The sequence below is a fragment of the Micromonospora sp. M61 genome, assembly GCF_018070245.1.
In the GTDB taxonomy this organism is placed as follows: Bacteria; Actinomycetota; Actinomycetes; order Mycobacteriales; family Micromonosporaceae; genus Micromonospora; species Micromonospora zamorensis.
The window spans coordinates 1-16,621 of the sequence record NZ_JAGPYA010000075.1 but is presented as its reverse complement, the minus strand read 5'-3'; the positions used below and the strand labels follow the sequence as shown (position 1 = coordinate 16,621).

The following is a 16,621-nucleotide window of genomic DNA, read 5'->3' as shown; positions in this document are numbered from 1 at the left end:
AGTAGTCGTAGCCCTTGTCGGCGTGCAGCTTGTCTGGGCGTCGGCGCCGGGGGCCACGGCGGGAAGGGACGGCGGGGATGACCTTGCCCCGGCGGACTTCGCGGTGGTGATGACGGCGGTTCTGCTGAATGTCCGACACGACCTCGCTGCGCCGGCGAATCAACATCCGATGATGGCCCCGGGTCCGGTCCGAGTCGTACACCGTTGGCCTGGCTTGGCCGCGCCGTCTCCAAGCGTCCTGGCTCTGCTGCCGAGATCAACCCTCGCTGGGATCGAGGAACAGCTCGGCCAGCCGGGGTAGCCGCTTGCGCATCTCGTCATCGTTGTCGAAATCGAAGTCCTCACCCATGTCGGGCTCACGGGCCTCGTCGATGCCGACCGCAGTGTGTTCGCGGGCCTTCATCGCTTCATAGAAGTCGTCGTCGTCGCCCCCCGTGACCTGCTCGTAGGCCTCGCTGGCTGCGTAGTTCACCGACTCGGCGAACAGCGCGCCGTCATCTTTCTCGGCCGCCGATTTTCGCACCACGGGATGGTCAGCCAGTCCGTCTGGGGAGGCCAGGACGCGCTCGTACCACTCGCGCCCGAGCGCGATGACTCCCGCCCGGAAATCGATAAAGCTGTCGTCCGAGCATCCTCCGCCGATCAGGTAGGCAGCCGCCCACACGTCCCAGCGGTAGAGGGCGTCATGGAGCTGATCGAACAGCTCCTGGAACTCGAGGATGCGCTCCGATGATGTTGCGGCCAAGCGCGTCACCAACGCCGCGGCAATGGCCTCACCGTCGTCGCCGGTCCGTCCGTCGAGACCCGCCCCGGCCGACTCCACGACCACCCAAAACTCGTCAACGTCCACGGCGCGAGAGTCTCCCACGACCAAACGACACAACTCATGCCTGTCGGCCCGGGCACCAGTCGCGAGCAGCCGTTGAAGCGTTCCTGGCCCTGCGCATGCGCTCATGGGCTACTACGGCTGAGCTGGGCACACATCGCAAACCGCATGCCATCTGCACCACTCTGACCAGAATGTCCTTTTGGGCGTGGGAATCTCATCAGTATCCTCCCATTCGCATGTTCCCATCGCTGAGTGTCTACTTAGTGGAGCGAGTGGCGGCATGCACCCGGTCGGACACGACCGACTGGCGAACGCGGACAAGGGGACTGCGATGAATCTCCCGAACGACACGGGCGACAGAGACGGCCGGGAGGGCGTCATGGAGCGCTGGATCTGGCTCACCGCCGGCAGTGGACTCGTGACCGTGGTGCTGCTGACGGTCCTCGCCGGCTGGGGTGAGGCAGACGCGACCGCCACGTCGGGCATCGCCGCCGTCGGCACCATCACGACGGCGGCGTTCGGCGTCCTGGCGCTGCTTGTACGCAGACGAGGCAGATGACGGGGGCCACGGCAGCGGCACCTGTCAGGCCCGAGGCTCAGCCCCAGGTCTGGCCGGCCGGTTCCTCGATGGTGCGGTTGATCCGGTTAAAGAAGTTGGTCAGTGCAATCTCCAGGTTGATCGCACCGATCTGCTCCTCAGTGAAATGGGTGTTCACCTCTTCCCAGATCTCGTCGGTGACTCCCTGCGCGCCGTCCTGCAGCCGGGTGGCGGCCTCGGCCAGCGCCAGTGCCGCGCGCTCCGCATCGGTGTAAAACGGCGCCTCACGCCACGCCGCTACGTTGTGCAGCCGCTCGTCGGTATCACCGGCCTTCTTTCCACCGGCGACACTGGCGTAGACGCACGCCGAGCAGCTGTTGATCTGGCTGGCGCGCAGATGGACCAGCGCGAGCAGCTTCGGGTCGACGCCCCCGGCGGCAATCGCCTTCTGCAGGTGCCCGACCGCCGTCCACACGTCGGGGTTGATGGTGTTCTTGTTCTTCAGTCGGTTCTGCATGGCAGGATGCTCTCCTTGCTCGGGGTTACCTCGCGGGGCTGGTGCCCGTCACCCCTATGACGGAGCAGCTTCCAGGGAGGTAACACCATGTCGGGCAACCATCCCGCCGACCCGATCGCCGAGGCCTTCGAGGCGCACCGCGGCCGGCTCACAGCCGTCGCCTACCGCGTACTCGGCTCGCATGCCGACGCCGACGACGCGGTCCAGGAGGCGTGGCTGCGTCTCTCCCGCCAAGACACCGACACCATCCACAACCTCGGCGGCTGGCTGACCACCGTGGTCGGCCGCATCAGCCTTGATCTCCTACGCTCGGGCCGCACGCGCCCCACAGTCCCACTCGACGACCATCTGCCCGAATTCGCCGTGACGCTCGACGATGGTCCGGCTGCGGAAGAGCTTGTTGCGTTGGGTGACTCGGTGGGCCTGGCGCTGATGACGGTCCTGGACTCGCTGCGCCCCGACGAGCGCCTGGCGTTCGTGCTGCACGACGTGTTCGCCGTTCCCCACGGGGAGATCGGCACCATCCTCGGCAGGTCCACCGACGCGACCAAGATGCTCACCAGCCGCGCCCGCCAGAAGGTGCAGGCCGCCAGGCAGTCCGCGAGCGATCGACAGCAGCAACGTGAGGTGGTCGAGGCGTTCTTGGCTGCGGCCCGCGAGGGCCAGTTCGAGCGGCTGCTGGAGGTTCTCCACCCCGACGTGAAGTTCACCGTCCACACCCAGGACGGCCAGTTCGTCACGCTCGGAGCCACCAATGTCGCCACCCGCGCCCAGGTAGGGGGCGGTGCTGCACGAGGACACGCAGCGACCGTCAACGGCCGCCCCGGCGTTGTCTCCTGGGACGAGAACGGTACCCCGCTGTCACTGCTCGCCTTCACCGTCGTCGATGGCCACATCACCGAGATCACCGCTGTGAACGACCCGGCCAAGCTCGCGCTCATCGACCTGCCAGACCCAGTGTGAGCTCGACGAGGTCAGCCACTCGTCAAGCGGCCCGGTGGGCGCGTCCTCGCGCCGGCGGTCTGGCTATGCCGGCCTGATGGAGGCCGTACGCGAGGCGGGCCACGGCTGCGGCTGTGCTGACGGCACCGGCGGATTCTCAGATGATCCTCAAGATATCCCACTCGGAGGGCCACTGGCGGCACGGCTGGTGTGTGCTGTCGCTACTGATCTTCCCCCTGTTCTGGAGTTTTCATGAGAGATAGACCGACTTTAACCTTGTCCGTCCTGCTCGCCGTGACCCTCGTGGCGACCGTTGCGCCCCCGGCAAGCGCGTCCCCGACCAGCTCCGGGGAGCGCTTCCAGCCGAGTGTCACCTACGACCTGTCGGTGACCGACGCCGAGCGCGACGCGATCCACGCGGAAGTCGAGGCGTTGGCTGGACGTGTCAGCAGCGCGCGGGCGGGGGACGGCACCTACAACCCGCTCAGTCTGGTCGGGGCGATGCTCGACGGGTCGAGCTACGACTCCATCTCCCGGGGTGGCACGGCCGCGACGGAGTACCCCTTCCCGGTCAGCAACACCGAAGCCAACCAGAACGAGTACGACCGCAAGGTCGCCAAGCTCGCCTGGGTGGTCAAGCTGGCCACTGACCTGGGTTTCCCGGTGGTCGTCCAACGCCAAGCCGACAAGTACGTCTACGCGGAGATCGGTGACCCGGACGCCCCGGAAATGGTCATGGCGTTGAGTCACCTCGACTCGCCGACGTCTTCCGTTTCGCCGGCGCAGCTGGCGCGCTGGCGGGACGCCGACGGCAACCTCGGCACTCCTGGTGCCTACCACTCGCCCTATGTCCAGGACGGCTGGGTCTACGGGGCGGGCATTCAGGACGACAGCGGTCCGACGCTGGCGACGCTGCTCGCGGCCAAGGCGCTGCTCAAGGCGGGGTTGCCCCTCGACCGACGCATCCGCATCGTCATGGGAATCTACGAAGACGGCGGTCCCGGCACGCCCACGGCGGCGAACACCGCCAATTTCCAGTCCATCCCGTACAACTCGAACCCGAGCTTCTACGACAACTGGGCCTACAAGAACCTCAATCGGGAAGAAACCCCGATCGCGGCCTACACCTCCGACTCGCGGTTCCCGGTCATCGTCGGCAACTCCGGATCGGTGACCCCGGCGGTGTCGATGAGCTTGTCCGCGGACAGCGCCAAGGCCTTCCGGCTGACGGATGCCACGGCTGGCGTCACACTGCGCGAAGGCGACCCGACGCTCAAGGACATCGCCTACGGCAGCACCACGCAGATCGCCTCGCGGGCGATCTTCACCCTCGATGTGGCGGGGGCCGGCTCCGCCGAGCGCGACCGGTTCGTGTCGGCGATCGTCGCCGCCGCGACCACGAAGGGTTGGCTCCCGGCTGCTTCCGGCACCACGCCCAAGGTTCAGACCACGATCAGCGGCGACTCGCTGACGCTGGAGATCAACACCAATGTGGCGATGGAGATGCCGACCCCGCAGTACGGCAAGAACGCCGTCGTGTGGGGGATGTTCCTCCTCTCCAAGGGGCTCGGCTCCTTGGGAGACACGGCCGCCGACATGCAGTTGAAGAAGGCCGCCGACGGCATCGCCGACCTGTTCTTCCGCGACGGTGTCGAAGGCGAGGCCTACATCGGGAAGTACATGGGCATCCCGGCGAATCTGTTGCGCAACGCGAGCAACGGCACGCCGAACCTGACCTTCGCCCTCATGGGAAACATCAATTCAGAGACCCCGACGCGCTTCTACACGGACGCCTCCGGCAGCCTCAGCATGCCGATGTACGTGCGCAGCATGCACCTCAACGCGGCTGACTCCGGCCAGGCGACGGCGGCGGTCACGGACGCCTTCCAGTCAAAGGGGTTCACCATCGGCAGCCTTGGCTCGCCCATCGGCGCCGGGTTGTACGTCACTCACGACAACCCGCTGACGGCTCTTCAGTTCGGGAGCTACCAGGCCTCCATCGACCACAGCCCGCAGGAGTTCGCGGATCCGTATTCCCTCCGGGACGTGGTGTACCCACAGGGCACCACCGGTGGCACGCTGGCCAGCAACTTCCGCAACAAGATGACTGCCTTCGGCGCCGTCATCCCGGGTAACGAGCGCTGGTGGCACACGGCCAACGAGCGGATGAAGGTCGACTCGGCAGTGCAGATGACCAAGATCATGGCCGACGGCATGTTGGAGATGGCCCGCTACTCCGGGCCCGCCGGCGCCAAGTTCATGTGGGCGGACATGCCGGGGCTGAACGCCGACCGCGCGGACCTCGACCTGCTCGACGTCACGATCGGAACCTACAAGGACGCGTCGCCGGCTGTCGGCGCGAACCAGCTGGGCAACCAGGCCCTGCTCGGCGCCACCTCGTTCAACATCCCGATGTGGAACGGGCGCGGCAACACGGCCCCGACGCAGGCGGCCTTCGCACTGGGCCACGAGCCGGGAGGGGTCTACCTGCCCCTGAACGACGCCGAGTACCTGAACAACTCGTACGTGGCGCCGATGCGTCTGGAGTTCAAGGTGGAGCGCCCCGACCACATGTCGGACGCGGCTTGGGCGAAGTTCGTCGCCGGAGGCTACGGCGGCTTCCAGTTCAACATCCTCGTCGGCGGCGCGGTTGTGCCGCTGGCCGTTCCCGCGGGGCAGAGCGCGGACAAGTACTTCTCCTCGCGCATCTCGGCCACCAACCCCAACGCCATCTACCTGTCGGTCAACCTCGCGATCACCGATGCGCCGTACGCCGGGGTGAAGCCCGTCCTCGCGGATTCCAAGACGGACCTGTACAAGCTCAACCCGACGTACCTGGCCTCCAACCCGGATCCGTTCCCGGCGCGCGGTGCCGTCGAACAGCGGGGCTTCTTCGTGTTCGGTGATGGGCAGAAGAACGCGGAGTTCTCGTCACCCGACGCCGTCTACGTGACGGTCGCCAACGCGGCCGTCGACGCGAAGCCGTCGGCCGTGGTCAAGAAGCTGAAGGGCAACACCAACGAGTTGACCATCACGGTGAAGCAGACCCGCATCGACGGCAGCGAGTCTGCTGTGACGGGCACGTTCACCATCAACAACAACGCTGCTGGCACTTACACCGTCGGCGATTACAAGGTGTACGTCGACACCAAGGGCAACACCCAGGTGCGGTCGATCTCCATCGTGTGACGCCTGTGACGCGGAAGTTCAGCACGCACCAGAGGACACGCGCGGTGGCACGACGCCTCGACTCGGGGTAAGTGACAACGGGGTGCGAGGCACATTGACAATGGAGTGGGGCCATTACCACCGGTAATGGTTCCACTCCATTGCGCGTCACTGCGCGGGCTGGTACGCCAGCCGTTGGAGCCTTCGCTGCTTGACCCTGCCACGCGGGTGGACCGGCGCATGTCCCCTGTTCGCGGGGCTTGGCCGCGTCCCCGCAGCGTGCGCGATGATCCGGGTCAGCTACACACCGGCAAGCCGAGCGCGGAGCAGCATGACTGGGGCAACGAGAACTGAACATCCGGCCGGGCCGGACGTCGAGCACCGGGCGTCCGAGGAGCTCAGCCGGCGCGGCCAGTTCGTCCGGGCCTTCGTCGAACACGCGGCCGAGCGCCCGGCGAGTGAGCGGAGGACCGTCCGGCTGCCGACGCTGATCACCGTGACCGCGCTGGTAGCGGTGGGCGCCGTCGTCGTCGGGGTGTTCTGGCACCTGGTCAAGCCGATGAGCCCCGCCCAGAAGGCGGCTTTCAAGGGCAAGGCGCCGGCCAGCTCGGCCCCGCCGGTCGCGGGCTTCACCGGGGTCGCCGGCTGGGACTGCGAGGCGCGTGCCGACCGCGGGTTCGACGCCCAGGGCCGCACCGCGCAGTGGCGGACGATCGGCACCGGCGGCTGGAAGCAGGACGGCTGCCGCGGCACGTTCCAGACGCTGCCCCTGCCCACCGCGGAGCAGACCCAGCCGCAGACGGCGACATGGTCGTTCAGCACCGGCGAGCGCATCACCTCCTGCCAGGTCGGCGTCTACGTGCCGGCGGTGCCCGGAACCACACTCGCCGACGGCGTCAAATACACGATCACCACCGGGACCTCCGGCACGCCGTACGCCAACTTCACTGTTGACCAGCGCAAGGCCGCCGGGACCTGGGTCGGCGTCGGGACCTTCCCGGTGCACCGCAACCAGATCGCCGTGCGGCTCGACGCGCAGGACGCCTCCGGGGCAAAGCAGGCGCGGATCGTCCTGGCCCAGGTGCGGGCGAACTGTGCGTCCTGAGGTGGCCGCCGCCAAGATCGAACGGGTCTCCACCCGGGCGTGGAGCCGGCACCGCACGATCGGTGCGGCCGTGCGCGCCGCCAAGCCGGGCACTGTTGTGGCGGTGGCGGCCGGCACCTACCGCGAGTGCCTCGTGTTGGACGGCACGGTCACCGTCATGGCCGAGAACGTGGACGGTCTGGTGGAGCTGGTCGCGGCCGAAGGGCCCGCCCTGATGGTGCGCGCCGGCACGGTCACCGCGCGCGGCCTGACGATCCGCGGCGATGTCACAGTCACCTCCGGGCACCTGAACCTGGAGGACAGCCGTGTCGCCGCCGGGTCGGTGCAGCTCACCGGCCGTGCCACGGCCCGGCTGACCGGCTGCTCGGTGGACGGCGCCGAGGGCGTCGCGGTGGGCGTGGCCGACGGGGCCAGGCTCGACGCCGAACGGCTGCGGGTCACGGGAGCCGCAGTGGCCGCTACCGGGTCGGCCGTGCTCACACTCACCGACGCCGTGCTCACCGACACCCCGGGGGTCGCGGTCCGCCTCGCTGGGAACGCCTCGGCTGTGCTCACCGGTTGCGACATCGGCGGAGCCGCCGACGCCGGCATCGAGGTCCGCGACGCCAGCGTGCTGCGCCTGTCCGGCAGCCAGGTGCACGACGTCGGCGGCGACGGCGTCCGCGTGCTCGGCAACCTGCCCGGCGACCGCGCCTGGTGGGCGTCCGTGCGGCCCGGCCGAGCCGACGACCACGAGATCGCCGAGCCGCCGGAGGGCACCGGCGTCGTCGTGCGTAACTGCGAGATCAGCCGCACCGGCGGGGCCGGGTTCGTCGCCGGCGGCACGTCCGGCGCGCTGCTGGTGGACACCACCGTCAACCGGGCCGGCACCTCCGGGGTGCTGGCAACCCAGCACAGCCGGCTGGGCGTACGCAATTCCACAGTGACCGACAGCGTGCAGACCGGGCTCGCCCTTCTCGACGACGCCGAGGTTCGCTGGAGCGGCGGCGCGCTGAGCACCGCTGCCGCCAACGGCGTCTTCGCGGTCGGCGCCAGCCGGCTGCTGATGCGCGACAGCGCCGTGACCAACTGCGGATTCACCGCCGTGCACCTGACCGGCGCGGCGGCGGTCACCCTGCTCGACGTCACCGTCGAGGGCACCTCCGAGCTGGGCGTGCGCGCCTCCGGTGCGGCGATCCTGCACGTGCGCGGAGGCCGGGTCGAGCGGGCCGAGCTGGGCGGCATCCAGATCGACGAGACCGCCGACGCCCAGCTGCGCGGGCTGACCGTGGCCAGGTGCCACACCGGTGTACGGGTCGACACCCCGCACCGGCCGCTGCTGCAGGACTGCGTCATCCGCGACATCGCCCAGACCGGAGTGGAGATCGCGGCCGGTGCCGCCCCGGCGATCACGCGCACCGCCGTACGCGGCTGCGGCGCCGCCGGCATCTTCATCGATGTCGACGCCGAGCCGATGCTCGACGACTGCGAGGTCGCCGAGATCGGTGGCAGCGGGATAGCTGTCTGGACCGGCGCGCGCCCGTCAGTGCGGCGACTGACGGTCACCGACACGAAGAAGAACGGCATGTATTTCGGAGCGGGCGCCCACGGCAGCATCGCCGACTCGACGTTCTCGCGTACCGGCTATCCCGCCATATACATCGGCGACGACGCCGACCCGGCGTTCCACCGGTGTGCCGTACGCGAAACGGACGAGGACGTCAGCCAGGGCGACCGGGCGTCGGCGACCTTCACCGAATGTCACAGCTCGGGGGTCGGCGCGGCGCGCTGGCCCTCGGTCGCCGTTCCGGCGGCGGGCGTTGCCCCGGCGACGGTCGCCACCTCGGCGGCCGGCATGGCCCTGCAGCCCGACACCGTCGAGCTGCAGCCGTTGCTCGACCAACTCGACGAGCTGATCGGGCTCACCCGCGTCAAGCAGGACGTCGGGACGATGGTCAAGCTGATGCACCTGGTGAAACGGCGCCGCGAGGCCGGCCTGGCGCCCCCGCCGATGTCCCGGCACCTGGTCTTCGCCGGCAACCCCGGCACCGGCAAGACGACCGTCGCCCGGCTCTACGGTCAACTGCTCGCCGCGCTGGGCATGCTCAGCAGCGGCCATCTCGTCGAGGTCGACCGCGGCATGCTCGTCGGCGAGTACGTCGGGCACACCGCACCCAAGACCCAGGCCGCGTTCGAGCGAGCGCTCGGCGGGGTGCTGTTCATCGACGAGGCGTACGCGCTGGTGCCCGAGGGACAGGGCAGCGACTTCGGCCGCGAGGCGATTTCCACGCTGGTCAAGCTCATGGAGGACCACCGCGAGGAGGTCGTCGTCATCGTGGCCGGCTACCCCGACCTGATGCGTCACTTCATCGCCGCCAACCCGGGCCTGTCGTCCCGGTTCTCGCGCACCCTGACCTTCGACGACTACTCCGAGGTCGACATGGCACGGATCGTCGCGAAACAGGCCAAGGACCACGACTATCGGCTCTCCGACGGCGCCCAGGACCGACTGGCCGAGTTCTTCGCCACCATCGACCGCGGCGAAGGCTTCGGCAACGGCCGGTACGCGCGCAAGGTCTTCCAGGCGATGACCGAGCAGCACGCCGGGCGCATCAGCACCCTTGACGATCCCACCGACGAACAGCTCAGCACGCTGGAAGCCGCCGACCTGACCGACGTCGACTTCGACGTCCGAGGCTGAGGAGCCTGATGAGCCGCCTGGCCTTCCACCGGCCCGCCCGGATGCTGTTGCCGCAACTGCCGGAGCAGACGGTGACCCTGCCCAGCCCGCCGGAACCGCCCACCGACAACCAGGCGAACTCCGCGTGGACGCTGATTCTGCCGCTGCTGAGCAGCGTCGGCATGTCCGCGTACATGATCACGTTTGGCAAACCCGCGCTGATCATCATTGGTGTGCTGTTCTTCGTGACCTCCGCAGGCGCGGTCATCGCGATGCGGATGCAGCAGCGCAGCACCAGCGGCCGCACCGCCCGCAAGCAGCGCATCCGCTACCGCCGGCACCTCGCGCTGGCCCGCGACCAGGCCCGCGAGGTCGCCCAGGCCCAACGGACCGTCGCGGCGCTCGCCAACCCCGACCCGCAGCGGCTCTGGTCGATCAGCATCAACCGGCACCGCGTGTGGGAACGACGCCAGGACGACGCCGACTTCCTGCGGGTCCGGATCGGGCACGGGGCCGTACGGCTGGCCACCCCGATCGAGCTCGACCCCAAGATGGATCCGCTGGGCGACTACGACTGGGACTCCATGCAGGCGGCGCACCGCCTGATCGACCGGATGGGCCACCTCGACAACCAGCCGATGATCATCGACGTCGGCAACGCCGGAGTCATCAGCGTCGTCGGCGACCCGGCCCGCACCGACCTGCTCACCCGAGCCCTGCTGTGCCAGATCGCCGTCCTGCACGCCCCCGACGACGTCACCCTGGTGGTCGAGACCGCCAGCTCTGAACACTGGGAATGGACCAAGTGGTTGCCGCACACCTTCGAGCCGGACGCCCGCAGTGACAGCGGATCGGTGTCGCTGGTCGCCGAGGGCCCCGACGTCCTGACCACCTTCCTGCAGGCCGAACTCACCCAGCGCACCGAACTGCAGACCACCCGGCGTAATGGGTTCAGTGGCGATCGCCCCGCCGCCAAGCAGCGGCGGTTGGTCGTGCTCTTCACCGGATTCGCGCCGTTCTCCGAATGGGGCCGCTCCGACCTGATGGCCGCCCTGCTCGCCGGGGCCGGACCCCAGCTCGGCCTCACTCTGATCTTCTGCGGCGAGCGGGAGCTGGACGAACCCAGCCGGGTCGACCTGCGGATCCGCTTCGACGACGCCGGACACGTGGTCACCGAAGGACGCCGCGATCTGGTCGTCACCCCGGCGCTGCGCTGCCGGCCCGACGACGTGTCGTCGTTGCTGGCCGAGCTCATCGCGCGCAACCTCGCGCCGCTGCGGCTCAGCGACGAACGCGAACAGGTCCTCACCCGCACCCGCTCGCTCAGCGAGATGATCCTCGGCACCGACCCCGGTCGCGGCGACGTCACCAGCCGATGGGTCACCGCCGGCGACCCGCGTATGCTGCGCGCGCCGATCGGGGTCGACGGCGACGGCCAGACCGTCGTGCTTGACATCAAGGAATCCGCGCAGGGCGGGTCCGGGCCGCACGGTCTGATCGTCGGCGCCACCGGCTCCGGCAAGAGCGAGTTGCTGCGTACGCTGGTCACCGGCCTCGCGCTGACCCACTCGCCGGAGCTTCTCAGCTTCGTCCTCATCGACTTCAAGGGCGGCGCGGCGTTCGCGCCGCTGCAGGGCCTGCCCCACGTCTCCGGGCTGATCACCAACCTCGCCGACGACGCCGCCATGATCGACCGGGTGCTCGCCGCCCTCATGGGCGAACAGCAGCGCCGTCAGCGGATCCTGCGTGACGCCGGCAACGTCGACACCGTCCGCGAATACCAGATTCGCCGCGCAGCCGGCGCCGCCGCACTCGACGGCACCCCGCTCGAACCGCTGCCCACGCTGCTCATCGTGGTCGACGAGTTCGGCGAGCTGCTCTCCGGGCGCCCCGAGTTCGCCGAGCTGTTCGTCCAGATCGGCCGGGTCGGCCGCAGCCTCGGCATGCACCTGCTCATGGCCACCCAACGGCTCGAGGAGGGCAAGCTGCGCGGACTGGACTCACACCTGTCCTACCGGATCTGCCTGCGCACCTTCAGCGCCGCCGAGAGCCGAACGGTCATCGGCACCACCGACGCGTACAAACTCCCCCCGATCCCCGGCTCGGCGTACCTGAAAGTGGACGAGTCGATCTACCAGCGGTTCCGCGTCGCCCACGTCTCCGCCCCCTACGTCAGCGCGGAGGAACGGTTCAGCGCCGGCCGCGGCGACGGCGCGCTGCTGCCGTTCGACCTGCGCACCTACACCTCGAACGTGCAGGAGCCCGACGAGTCGCAGCTCACCGCCCGGCCCGGCCCGACCGAGCTGAAGATCCTGGTGGACCGGCTGACCTCGGTCACCAGCCCCGCGCACCAGGTGTGGCTGCCGCCGCTGCCCGCCGCGCTCGCCCTCGACCACCTGATCGGCCGGCCCTCCGTCCAGGAGGAACGCGGCTACTCCGCCCACGTCTGGCCGCTGTCCGGGCGCCTCGCCGTGCCGATCGGCCTGCTCGACCTGCCAGTCAAACAGGACCAGGAAACGCTGGTCATGGACTTCGGCGGCACTCACGGGCACCTCGCCGCCGTCGGCGCACCACGGACCGGGCGCAGCTCACTCCTGCGCACGATCATGCTCGCCGGAATGCTCACCCACACCCCCGAGGAGATGCGGTTCTACTGCATCGACTTCGGCGGCGGGACACTTCACCCGTACGCAGCGGCACCGCACGTCGGCACCGTCGCCGGTCGCGCCGAACCCGACCTGGTCAGCCGCACCTTCGCCGAGATGCGCGCACTGATCGTCGAACGGGAACGCACCATGCGCGCCAAGGGCATCGAGACCTTCGCTGACCTCGGCGCCCCGCACGTCTTCCTGATGATCGACAACTGGGGTGCGCTGCGCACCGAGTTCGAGGGCGCCGAAGCCGCGGTCAACGAGATCGCCGCGCGCGGCTTGGGCGCCGGAGTGCACCTGGTGCTCACCTCCGGGCGCTGGAACGACATCCGTCCCGCCCTGCGCGACAGCATCGGCACCCGCATGGAGCTGCGCCTCAACGACCCCAGCGAATCCGACGTCAACCGCCGCATCGCCGCCCGGGTGCCCGCCGGGGTGCCGGGCCGCGGCATCAGCGCACCGGGCGTCTACTTCCAGCTCGTGCTGCCCCGCCTCGACGGCGTCGACTCCGCGGACGGGCTGCGCGAAGCCCAGGAGGACGTCATCGCCCGGATCGCCGAGCACTGGACCGGTCCTTCGGCACCCCCGATCCGGCTGCTGCCACAGCGCATCACGGTCACCGAGCTGCCCACCCTGGCCGCCGCCACCCCCGAGACCGTGCCGATCGGCGTCGCCGAGAACGACCTGCGCACCGTCGGACTCGACCTCACTACCGGCGACCCGCACTTCCTCATCTACGGCGACGCCGGGTCCGGCAAGAGCACCTTCTTGCGTACGTGGCTGACCGGGCTCACCGAACGCATCTCCCCGTACGACATGCGGGTGGTCCTCTTCGACTACCGCCACTCGCTCATGGACGCCGTGGGACCCGACCACCTCGGCGCGTACGCCGGTGACGCCGACAGTGCACGGGTCTACGTCCAGAGCGTCGTCGACAAACTCAAGGAACGGATCCCGCCGCCCGGCATCACCCCCGCCCAGCTCAAAGCCCGCGACTGGTGGGAAGGCACGGAAATCTACGTCGTCGTCGACGACTACGACCTGCTCGCCGGCGGCCCGCAGGCGGTGCTCGCCCCGCTCATACCGTTCGTCCCGCAGGCCCGCGAGGTCGGCCTGCACCTCGTCCTCGCCCGCCGGGTCGCCGGCATGGTCCGCTCCGGCATGTCCGACCAGCTCGCCAGCCGCATCCGCGACATGGGCTGCGGCGGCATCGTGCTCTCCGGCGACCACCGCGAAGGCGTCATCCTCGGCGACGAACGCGCCGCCCAGCGCCCGCCCGGTCGCGGCGTCCTGGTCCGGCGCGGCCACCCCAACCAGCTCATCCAGACCGCCGTTCCCGTGCCGGCGCTCGAACCCGTCAACTGAAAGGCCGTCGCATGGCGAACGAACACACCCGTGTCACAGTGGTGGGCACCTACCGCAGCGTCGACATCGCCCTGCCGTCGCTCAGCCCGCTGGGGGAATACACCCCCCGCCTCGCCGAACTGTGCGGCCAGGGCGGCTCCGACCAGCTGCCACCCGTCTGGTCACTGGCCCGTGCCGACACCGGGCCGTTCGCCCTCGACATCGCACTGCTGCAGGCCGGCGTCGTCGATGGCGAGGTGCTTTACCTGTACGACCTCGCAGGGGGCACGGTCGACGTCCTCGACGTCAAAGACATCGACGAGGCCGTCGCCGAGGAAACCGAACAGCTACGCCGCAACGGCGTCCACCCCGGGCCTGTCGTGCTCGCCCTCGGCCTCATCCTGCTGATCGCGGCGGCCGTCCTGCTCTCGCTGAGTTACGGCACCGACACCGGTGCGGCTGTGGGGCTCACCGTCGCCAGCATGGCTCTGCTCGGCACCGCCTGGGGGTTGCGCCAACGCCCCACCGCGGTGCCGGTCGGCCTCGTGCTGACCGTCGCGCTCACCGCCGTACCCGGCCTCGCCGGCGCCGGTCTGCTCATCGCCCGTGGCCTCGGCGGCAGCGACTGGGCCTGGGGCGGCGCCGCCATCGGCGCCAACACCGCGATGCTCATGGCGATCGCGATGCTGCCCGAAACGATCTTCGTCGCGGCCGAGGTATCTCTGCTCGCGGGCGGTCTGACCGTCGCACTCACCGCCGGCCTGGAAGCCGACACCGTCGAATCCGCCGCGATCGCCGCTGCGGTCGCCACCGGAATGCTGGCCCTCGGCCGCCGCATCGCCGCCCTCATCACAGCATGGACGCCCGTGCGGCCCATCCCCGAGCTCGTGCACACCTCGGCCCGGATCCTGCCCATCGTGCTGGCCGGTCCGGTCCTCGCCCTCGCCGTGGCCATGCCCGTGCTGGCCCTCTCCGGACGTTGGTTCGCCGTGATCCTCGCCCTCTTCATCTGCATCGCCATCGCCGTCAGGGCACGCGGAGCGGCGTTCACCACCGAGCTCTACCTTCTCGGCGGGGCGGCAACCATCGGCGTCTTCGGGCTGCTGGTCGCCGCAGCCCGCGCGTACGCCACCTCCGGCGGCGTGGCAGCGGTCATCCTGCTCGGGGCGGGATTGCTCGTCATCGCGGCCGGAGTCGCGATGAGCGTGTTCATGCCGCCAGCCAAGCCACACGGACCCGGCCCCAAACCGCCGATCCGCCGCAGCCGCGCCGAGGCGCTCGGCGTCCTCGCGGCGATCCTCATCGCGCCGCTGACCATGGGCGTCTTCGGCGTCTTCGGCCACCTGATGATGATGGGACGCACGATCTTCTAGCTCTTCACGGACGTCAAGTGGCCGAGCTCGATCGCGCGGCGGGTCAGCTCGGCCTTGTTGTTGGCGTTCAGCTTCGCGCGGATCCGCTTCGCGTACGTGTTGACCGTCGCCTGCGAAAGGCCCATCCGGGTGGCGATCTGCGAGTGCGTGAAGCCGGACGCAATCCACCGCAACGTCTCCACCTCCCGCGGTGCGAGCCCGCCCTGCTCGTCGGCGGGAGAACCCGGCAACTCGGCCGGGAACCGGTCCGCCAGCCGCGGGCACAGGTAGAAGCCACCCTGCGCGGTCACCCGCATGGCCTCCCGCACCGCCTCCTGCTCCGCGAGTCGGCTCACGCAGCCGCGCGCCCCCGCCCGGATCGCCGCCATCAGCTTCGGGCGGCCCGTCCAGTCCGCGCTGACCAGCAGATGCCCGAACGGCGTGGCCCCGCGGACCAACCCCAGCGTCGATGCGTCCGGTTCCGCCGCATCCAGAACGACCAGGTCGTACGTCGCACCGGCCGGCAGGTCCGTCAGCGCAGCCACCGCCGCGACCATCCGCAGATCCGGATCGTCGCCGGCCAGCTTTTCCAGGCCGGCTCGCCAGATCGGCTGATCTGCCACGACAGCGACTTCCAACATTGCTACCTCCCAAGCCAGGTTCCGCCATAGAACGGCTGAAAGCCCGTGCCGGTTCGAGGACGTCGCAAAGTTCCTCCCGAAACAGCCTCCGACGTCCCCGAACAAGTGTCTTGCCGTCTGCTCTGTCGTCGCTCCTAGTCTCGAAGCGCATGCCCGCCGCCAGTCGAGGAGACCGACGTGCCCACCGAGACCAGCGCCGACGGCACAGTCGTCGACTACGACAGCGACGGCCATCCCGTGCGCCAGCAACTCCCCGACGGAACCGTCTTCGACGGGTTCACCGCTGATGGCAAACCCACCCACGGGACCCTCCCGGGGAACCAGGACGTCTCCATCGCGTACGGCGGTGACGGGTCGAGTACGTGGTCGTATGCGGATGGCACGTCGGTGGATCGGAATGCGGCTGGTGACGTTACGCGTCAGGTGACGGCGGATGGTGCGTCGTTCGACGGGTTCACCTCTGATGGCAGGCCGACGCATGGCACGGTGCCGGGGTCGGATGGGCAGCCGGCGCAGGACGTGTCGATCGCTTACGGCGGTGATGGATCGACTACGTGGTCGTATGCGGATGGCACGTCGGTGGACCGCAATGCGGCTGGTGACGTTACGCGTCAGGTGACGGCTGATGGGGCGTCGTTTGACCGGTTTACCGCTGATGGCAGGCCCACCCAGGGGACCCTTCCGGGGAACCAGGACGTCTCCATCGCGTACGGCGGTGACGGGTCGAGTACGTGGTCGTATGCGGATGGCACGTCGGTGGATCGGAATGCGGCTGGTGACGTTACGCGTCAGGTGACGGCGGATGGTGCGTCGTTCGACGGGTTCACCGCTGATGGCAGGCCGACGCATGGCACGGTGCCGGGGTCGGATGGGCA

The 16,621-nt window shown here is 69.3% G+C and carries 11 protein-coding genes; 8 read left to right on the top strand and 3 right to left on the bottom strand.

Going from position 1 to position 16,621, the window contains the following annotated elements:
* Positions 1-256 precede the first annotated feature (256 nt).
* Positions 257-850 (bottom strand): DUF4240 domain-containing protein, encoded by a 594-nt coding sequence (locus tag KBX34_RS29380; RefSeq protein WP_210928208.1) that lies wholly within the window; start codon positions 848-850, stop codon positions 257-259.
* 310 nt (positions 851-1,160) lie between these two features.
* Here KBX34_RS29380 and KBX34_RS29375 point away from each other — a divergent pair, with 310 nt between their 5' ends.
* The gene (locus tag KBX34_RS29375) at positions 1,161-1,388 is read left to right on the top strand and encodes a hypothetical protein (RefSeq protein WP_179779911.1); all 228 of its coding nucleotides are present in this window, start codon (positions 1,161-1,163) and stop codon (positions 1,386-1,388) included.
* 37 nt (positions 1,389-1,425) lie between these two features.
* Here KBX34_RS29375 and KBX34_RS29370 read toward each other — a convergent pair whose 3' ends face one another.
* The gene (locus KBX34_RS29370; protein WP_210928207.1) at positions 1,426-1,884 is read right to left on the bottom strand and encodes a carboxymuconolactone decarboxylase family protein; all 459 of its coding nucleotides are present in this window, start codon (positions 1,882-1,884) and stop codon (positions 1,426-1,428) included.
* Between the two features lie 87 nt (positions 1,885-1,971).
* Between KBX34_RS29370 and KBX34_RS29365 the strand changes: the two genes are divergently transcribed.
* The 6 genes from KBX34_RS29365 to KBX34_RS29340 all read left to right on the top strand — a co-directional run bounded on the left by KBX34_RS29365 (position 1,972) and on the right by KBX34_RS29340 (position 15,126).
* Positions 1,972-2,847: a sigma-70 family RNA polymerase sigma factor gene (locus KBX34_RS29365; protein WP_210928205.1), complete on the top strand. Its 876-nt coding sequence runs from the start codon at positions 1,972-1,974 to the stop codon at positions 2,845-2,847.
* A 231-nt stretch (positions 2,848-3,078) separates the two neighbouring features.
* Positions 3,079-6,015, top strand: coding sequence for a M20/M25/M40 family metallo-hydrolase (locus tag KBX34_RS29360; RefSeq protein ID WP_210928203.1), 2,937 nt, complete (start codon positions 3,079-3,081; stop codon positions 6,013-6,015).
* A gap of 310 nt (positions 6,016-6,325) precedes the next feature.
* On the top strand, positions 6,326-7,099 hold the full coding sequence (locus KBX34_RS29355; RefSeq protein WP_210795740.1) for a hypothetical protein: 774 nt from the start codon (positions 6,326-6,328) through the stop codon (positions 7,097-7,099).
* Positions 7,089-9,779: a right-handed parallel beta-helix repeat-containing protein gene (locus tag KBX34_RS29350; protein ID WP_210928201.1), complete on the top strand. Its 2,691-nt coding sequence runs from the start codon at positions 7,089-7,091 to the stop codon at positions 9,777-9,779. The genes KBX34_RS29355 and KBX34_RS29350 overlap by 11 nt, the downstream gene beginning before the upstream one ends.
* Before the next feature lie 8 nt (positions 9,780-9,787).
* Positions 9,788-13,774, top strand: coding sequence for a type VII secretion protein EccCb (eccCb, locus tag KBX34_RS29345; RefSeq protein ID WP_210928199.1), 3,987 nt, complete (start codon positions 9,788-9,790; stop codon positions 13,772-13,774).
* Between the two features lie 11 nt (positions 13,775-13,785).
* Positions 13,786-15,126 carry an EsaB/YukD family protein gene (locus tag KBX34_RS29340; RefSeq protein ID WP_210795745.1) on the top strand — a complete coding sequence of 447 codons (1,341 nt, stop codon included), beginning with the start codon at positions 13,786-13,788 and terminating at the stop codon, positions 15,124-15,126.
* On the opposite strand, the gene KBX34_RS29335 is transcribed toward KBX34_RS29340, so the two are convergent.
* Positions 15,123-15,746: a response regulator transcription factor gene (locus tag KBX34_RS29335; RefSeq protein WP_158240944.1), complete on the bottom strand. Its 624-nt coding sequence runs from the start codon at positions 15,744-15,746 to the stop codon at positions 15,123-15,125. The genes KBX34_RS29340 and KBX34_RS29335 overlap by 4 nt on opposite strands.
* Before the next feature lie 177 nt (positions 15,747-15,923).
* Between KBX34_RS29335 and KBX34_RS29330 the strand changes: the two genes are divergently transcribed.
* A partial coding sequence (locus tag KBX34_RS29330) for a hypothetical protein (protein WP_210928198.1) occupies positions 15,924-16,621 on the top strand: 698 nt, incomplete at its 3' end.

Bases quoted from the DNA above. Each gene is read 5' to 3' on its own strand.
- KBX34_RS29355 (WP_210795740.1), top strand. From the start codon at position 6,326: ATGACTGGGGCAACGAGAACTGAACATCCGGCCGGGCCGGACGTCGAG.
- KBX34_RS29340 (WP_210795745.1), top strand. From the start codon at position 13,786: ATGGCGAACGAACACACCCGTGTCACAGTGGTGGGCACCTACCGCAGC.
- KBX34_RS29370 (WP_210928207.1), bottom strand. From the start codon at position 1,884: ATGCAGAACCGACTGAAGAACAAGAACACCATCAACCCCGACGTGTGG.
- eccCb (WP_210928199.1), top strand. From the start codon at position 9,788: ATGAGCCGCCTGGCCTTCCACCGGCCCGCCCGGATGCTGTTGCCGCAA.
- KBX34_RS29365 (WP_210928205.1), top strand. From the start codon at position 1,972: ATGTCGGGCAACCATCCCGCCGACCCGATCGCCGAGGCCTTCGAGGCG.
- KBX34_RS29335 (WP_158240944.1), bottom strand. From the start codon at position 15,746: ATGTTGGAAGTCGCTGTCGTGGCAGATCAGCCGATCTGGCGAGCCGGC.
- KBX34_RS29360 (WP_210928203.1), top strand. From the start codon at position 3,079: ATGAGAGATAGACCGACTTTAACCTTGTCCGTCCTGCTCGCCGTGACC.
- KBX34_RS29375 (WP_179779911.1), top strand. From the start codon at position 1,161: ATGAATCTCCCGAACGACACGGGCGACAGAGACGGCCGGGAGGGCGTC.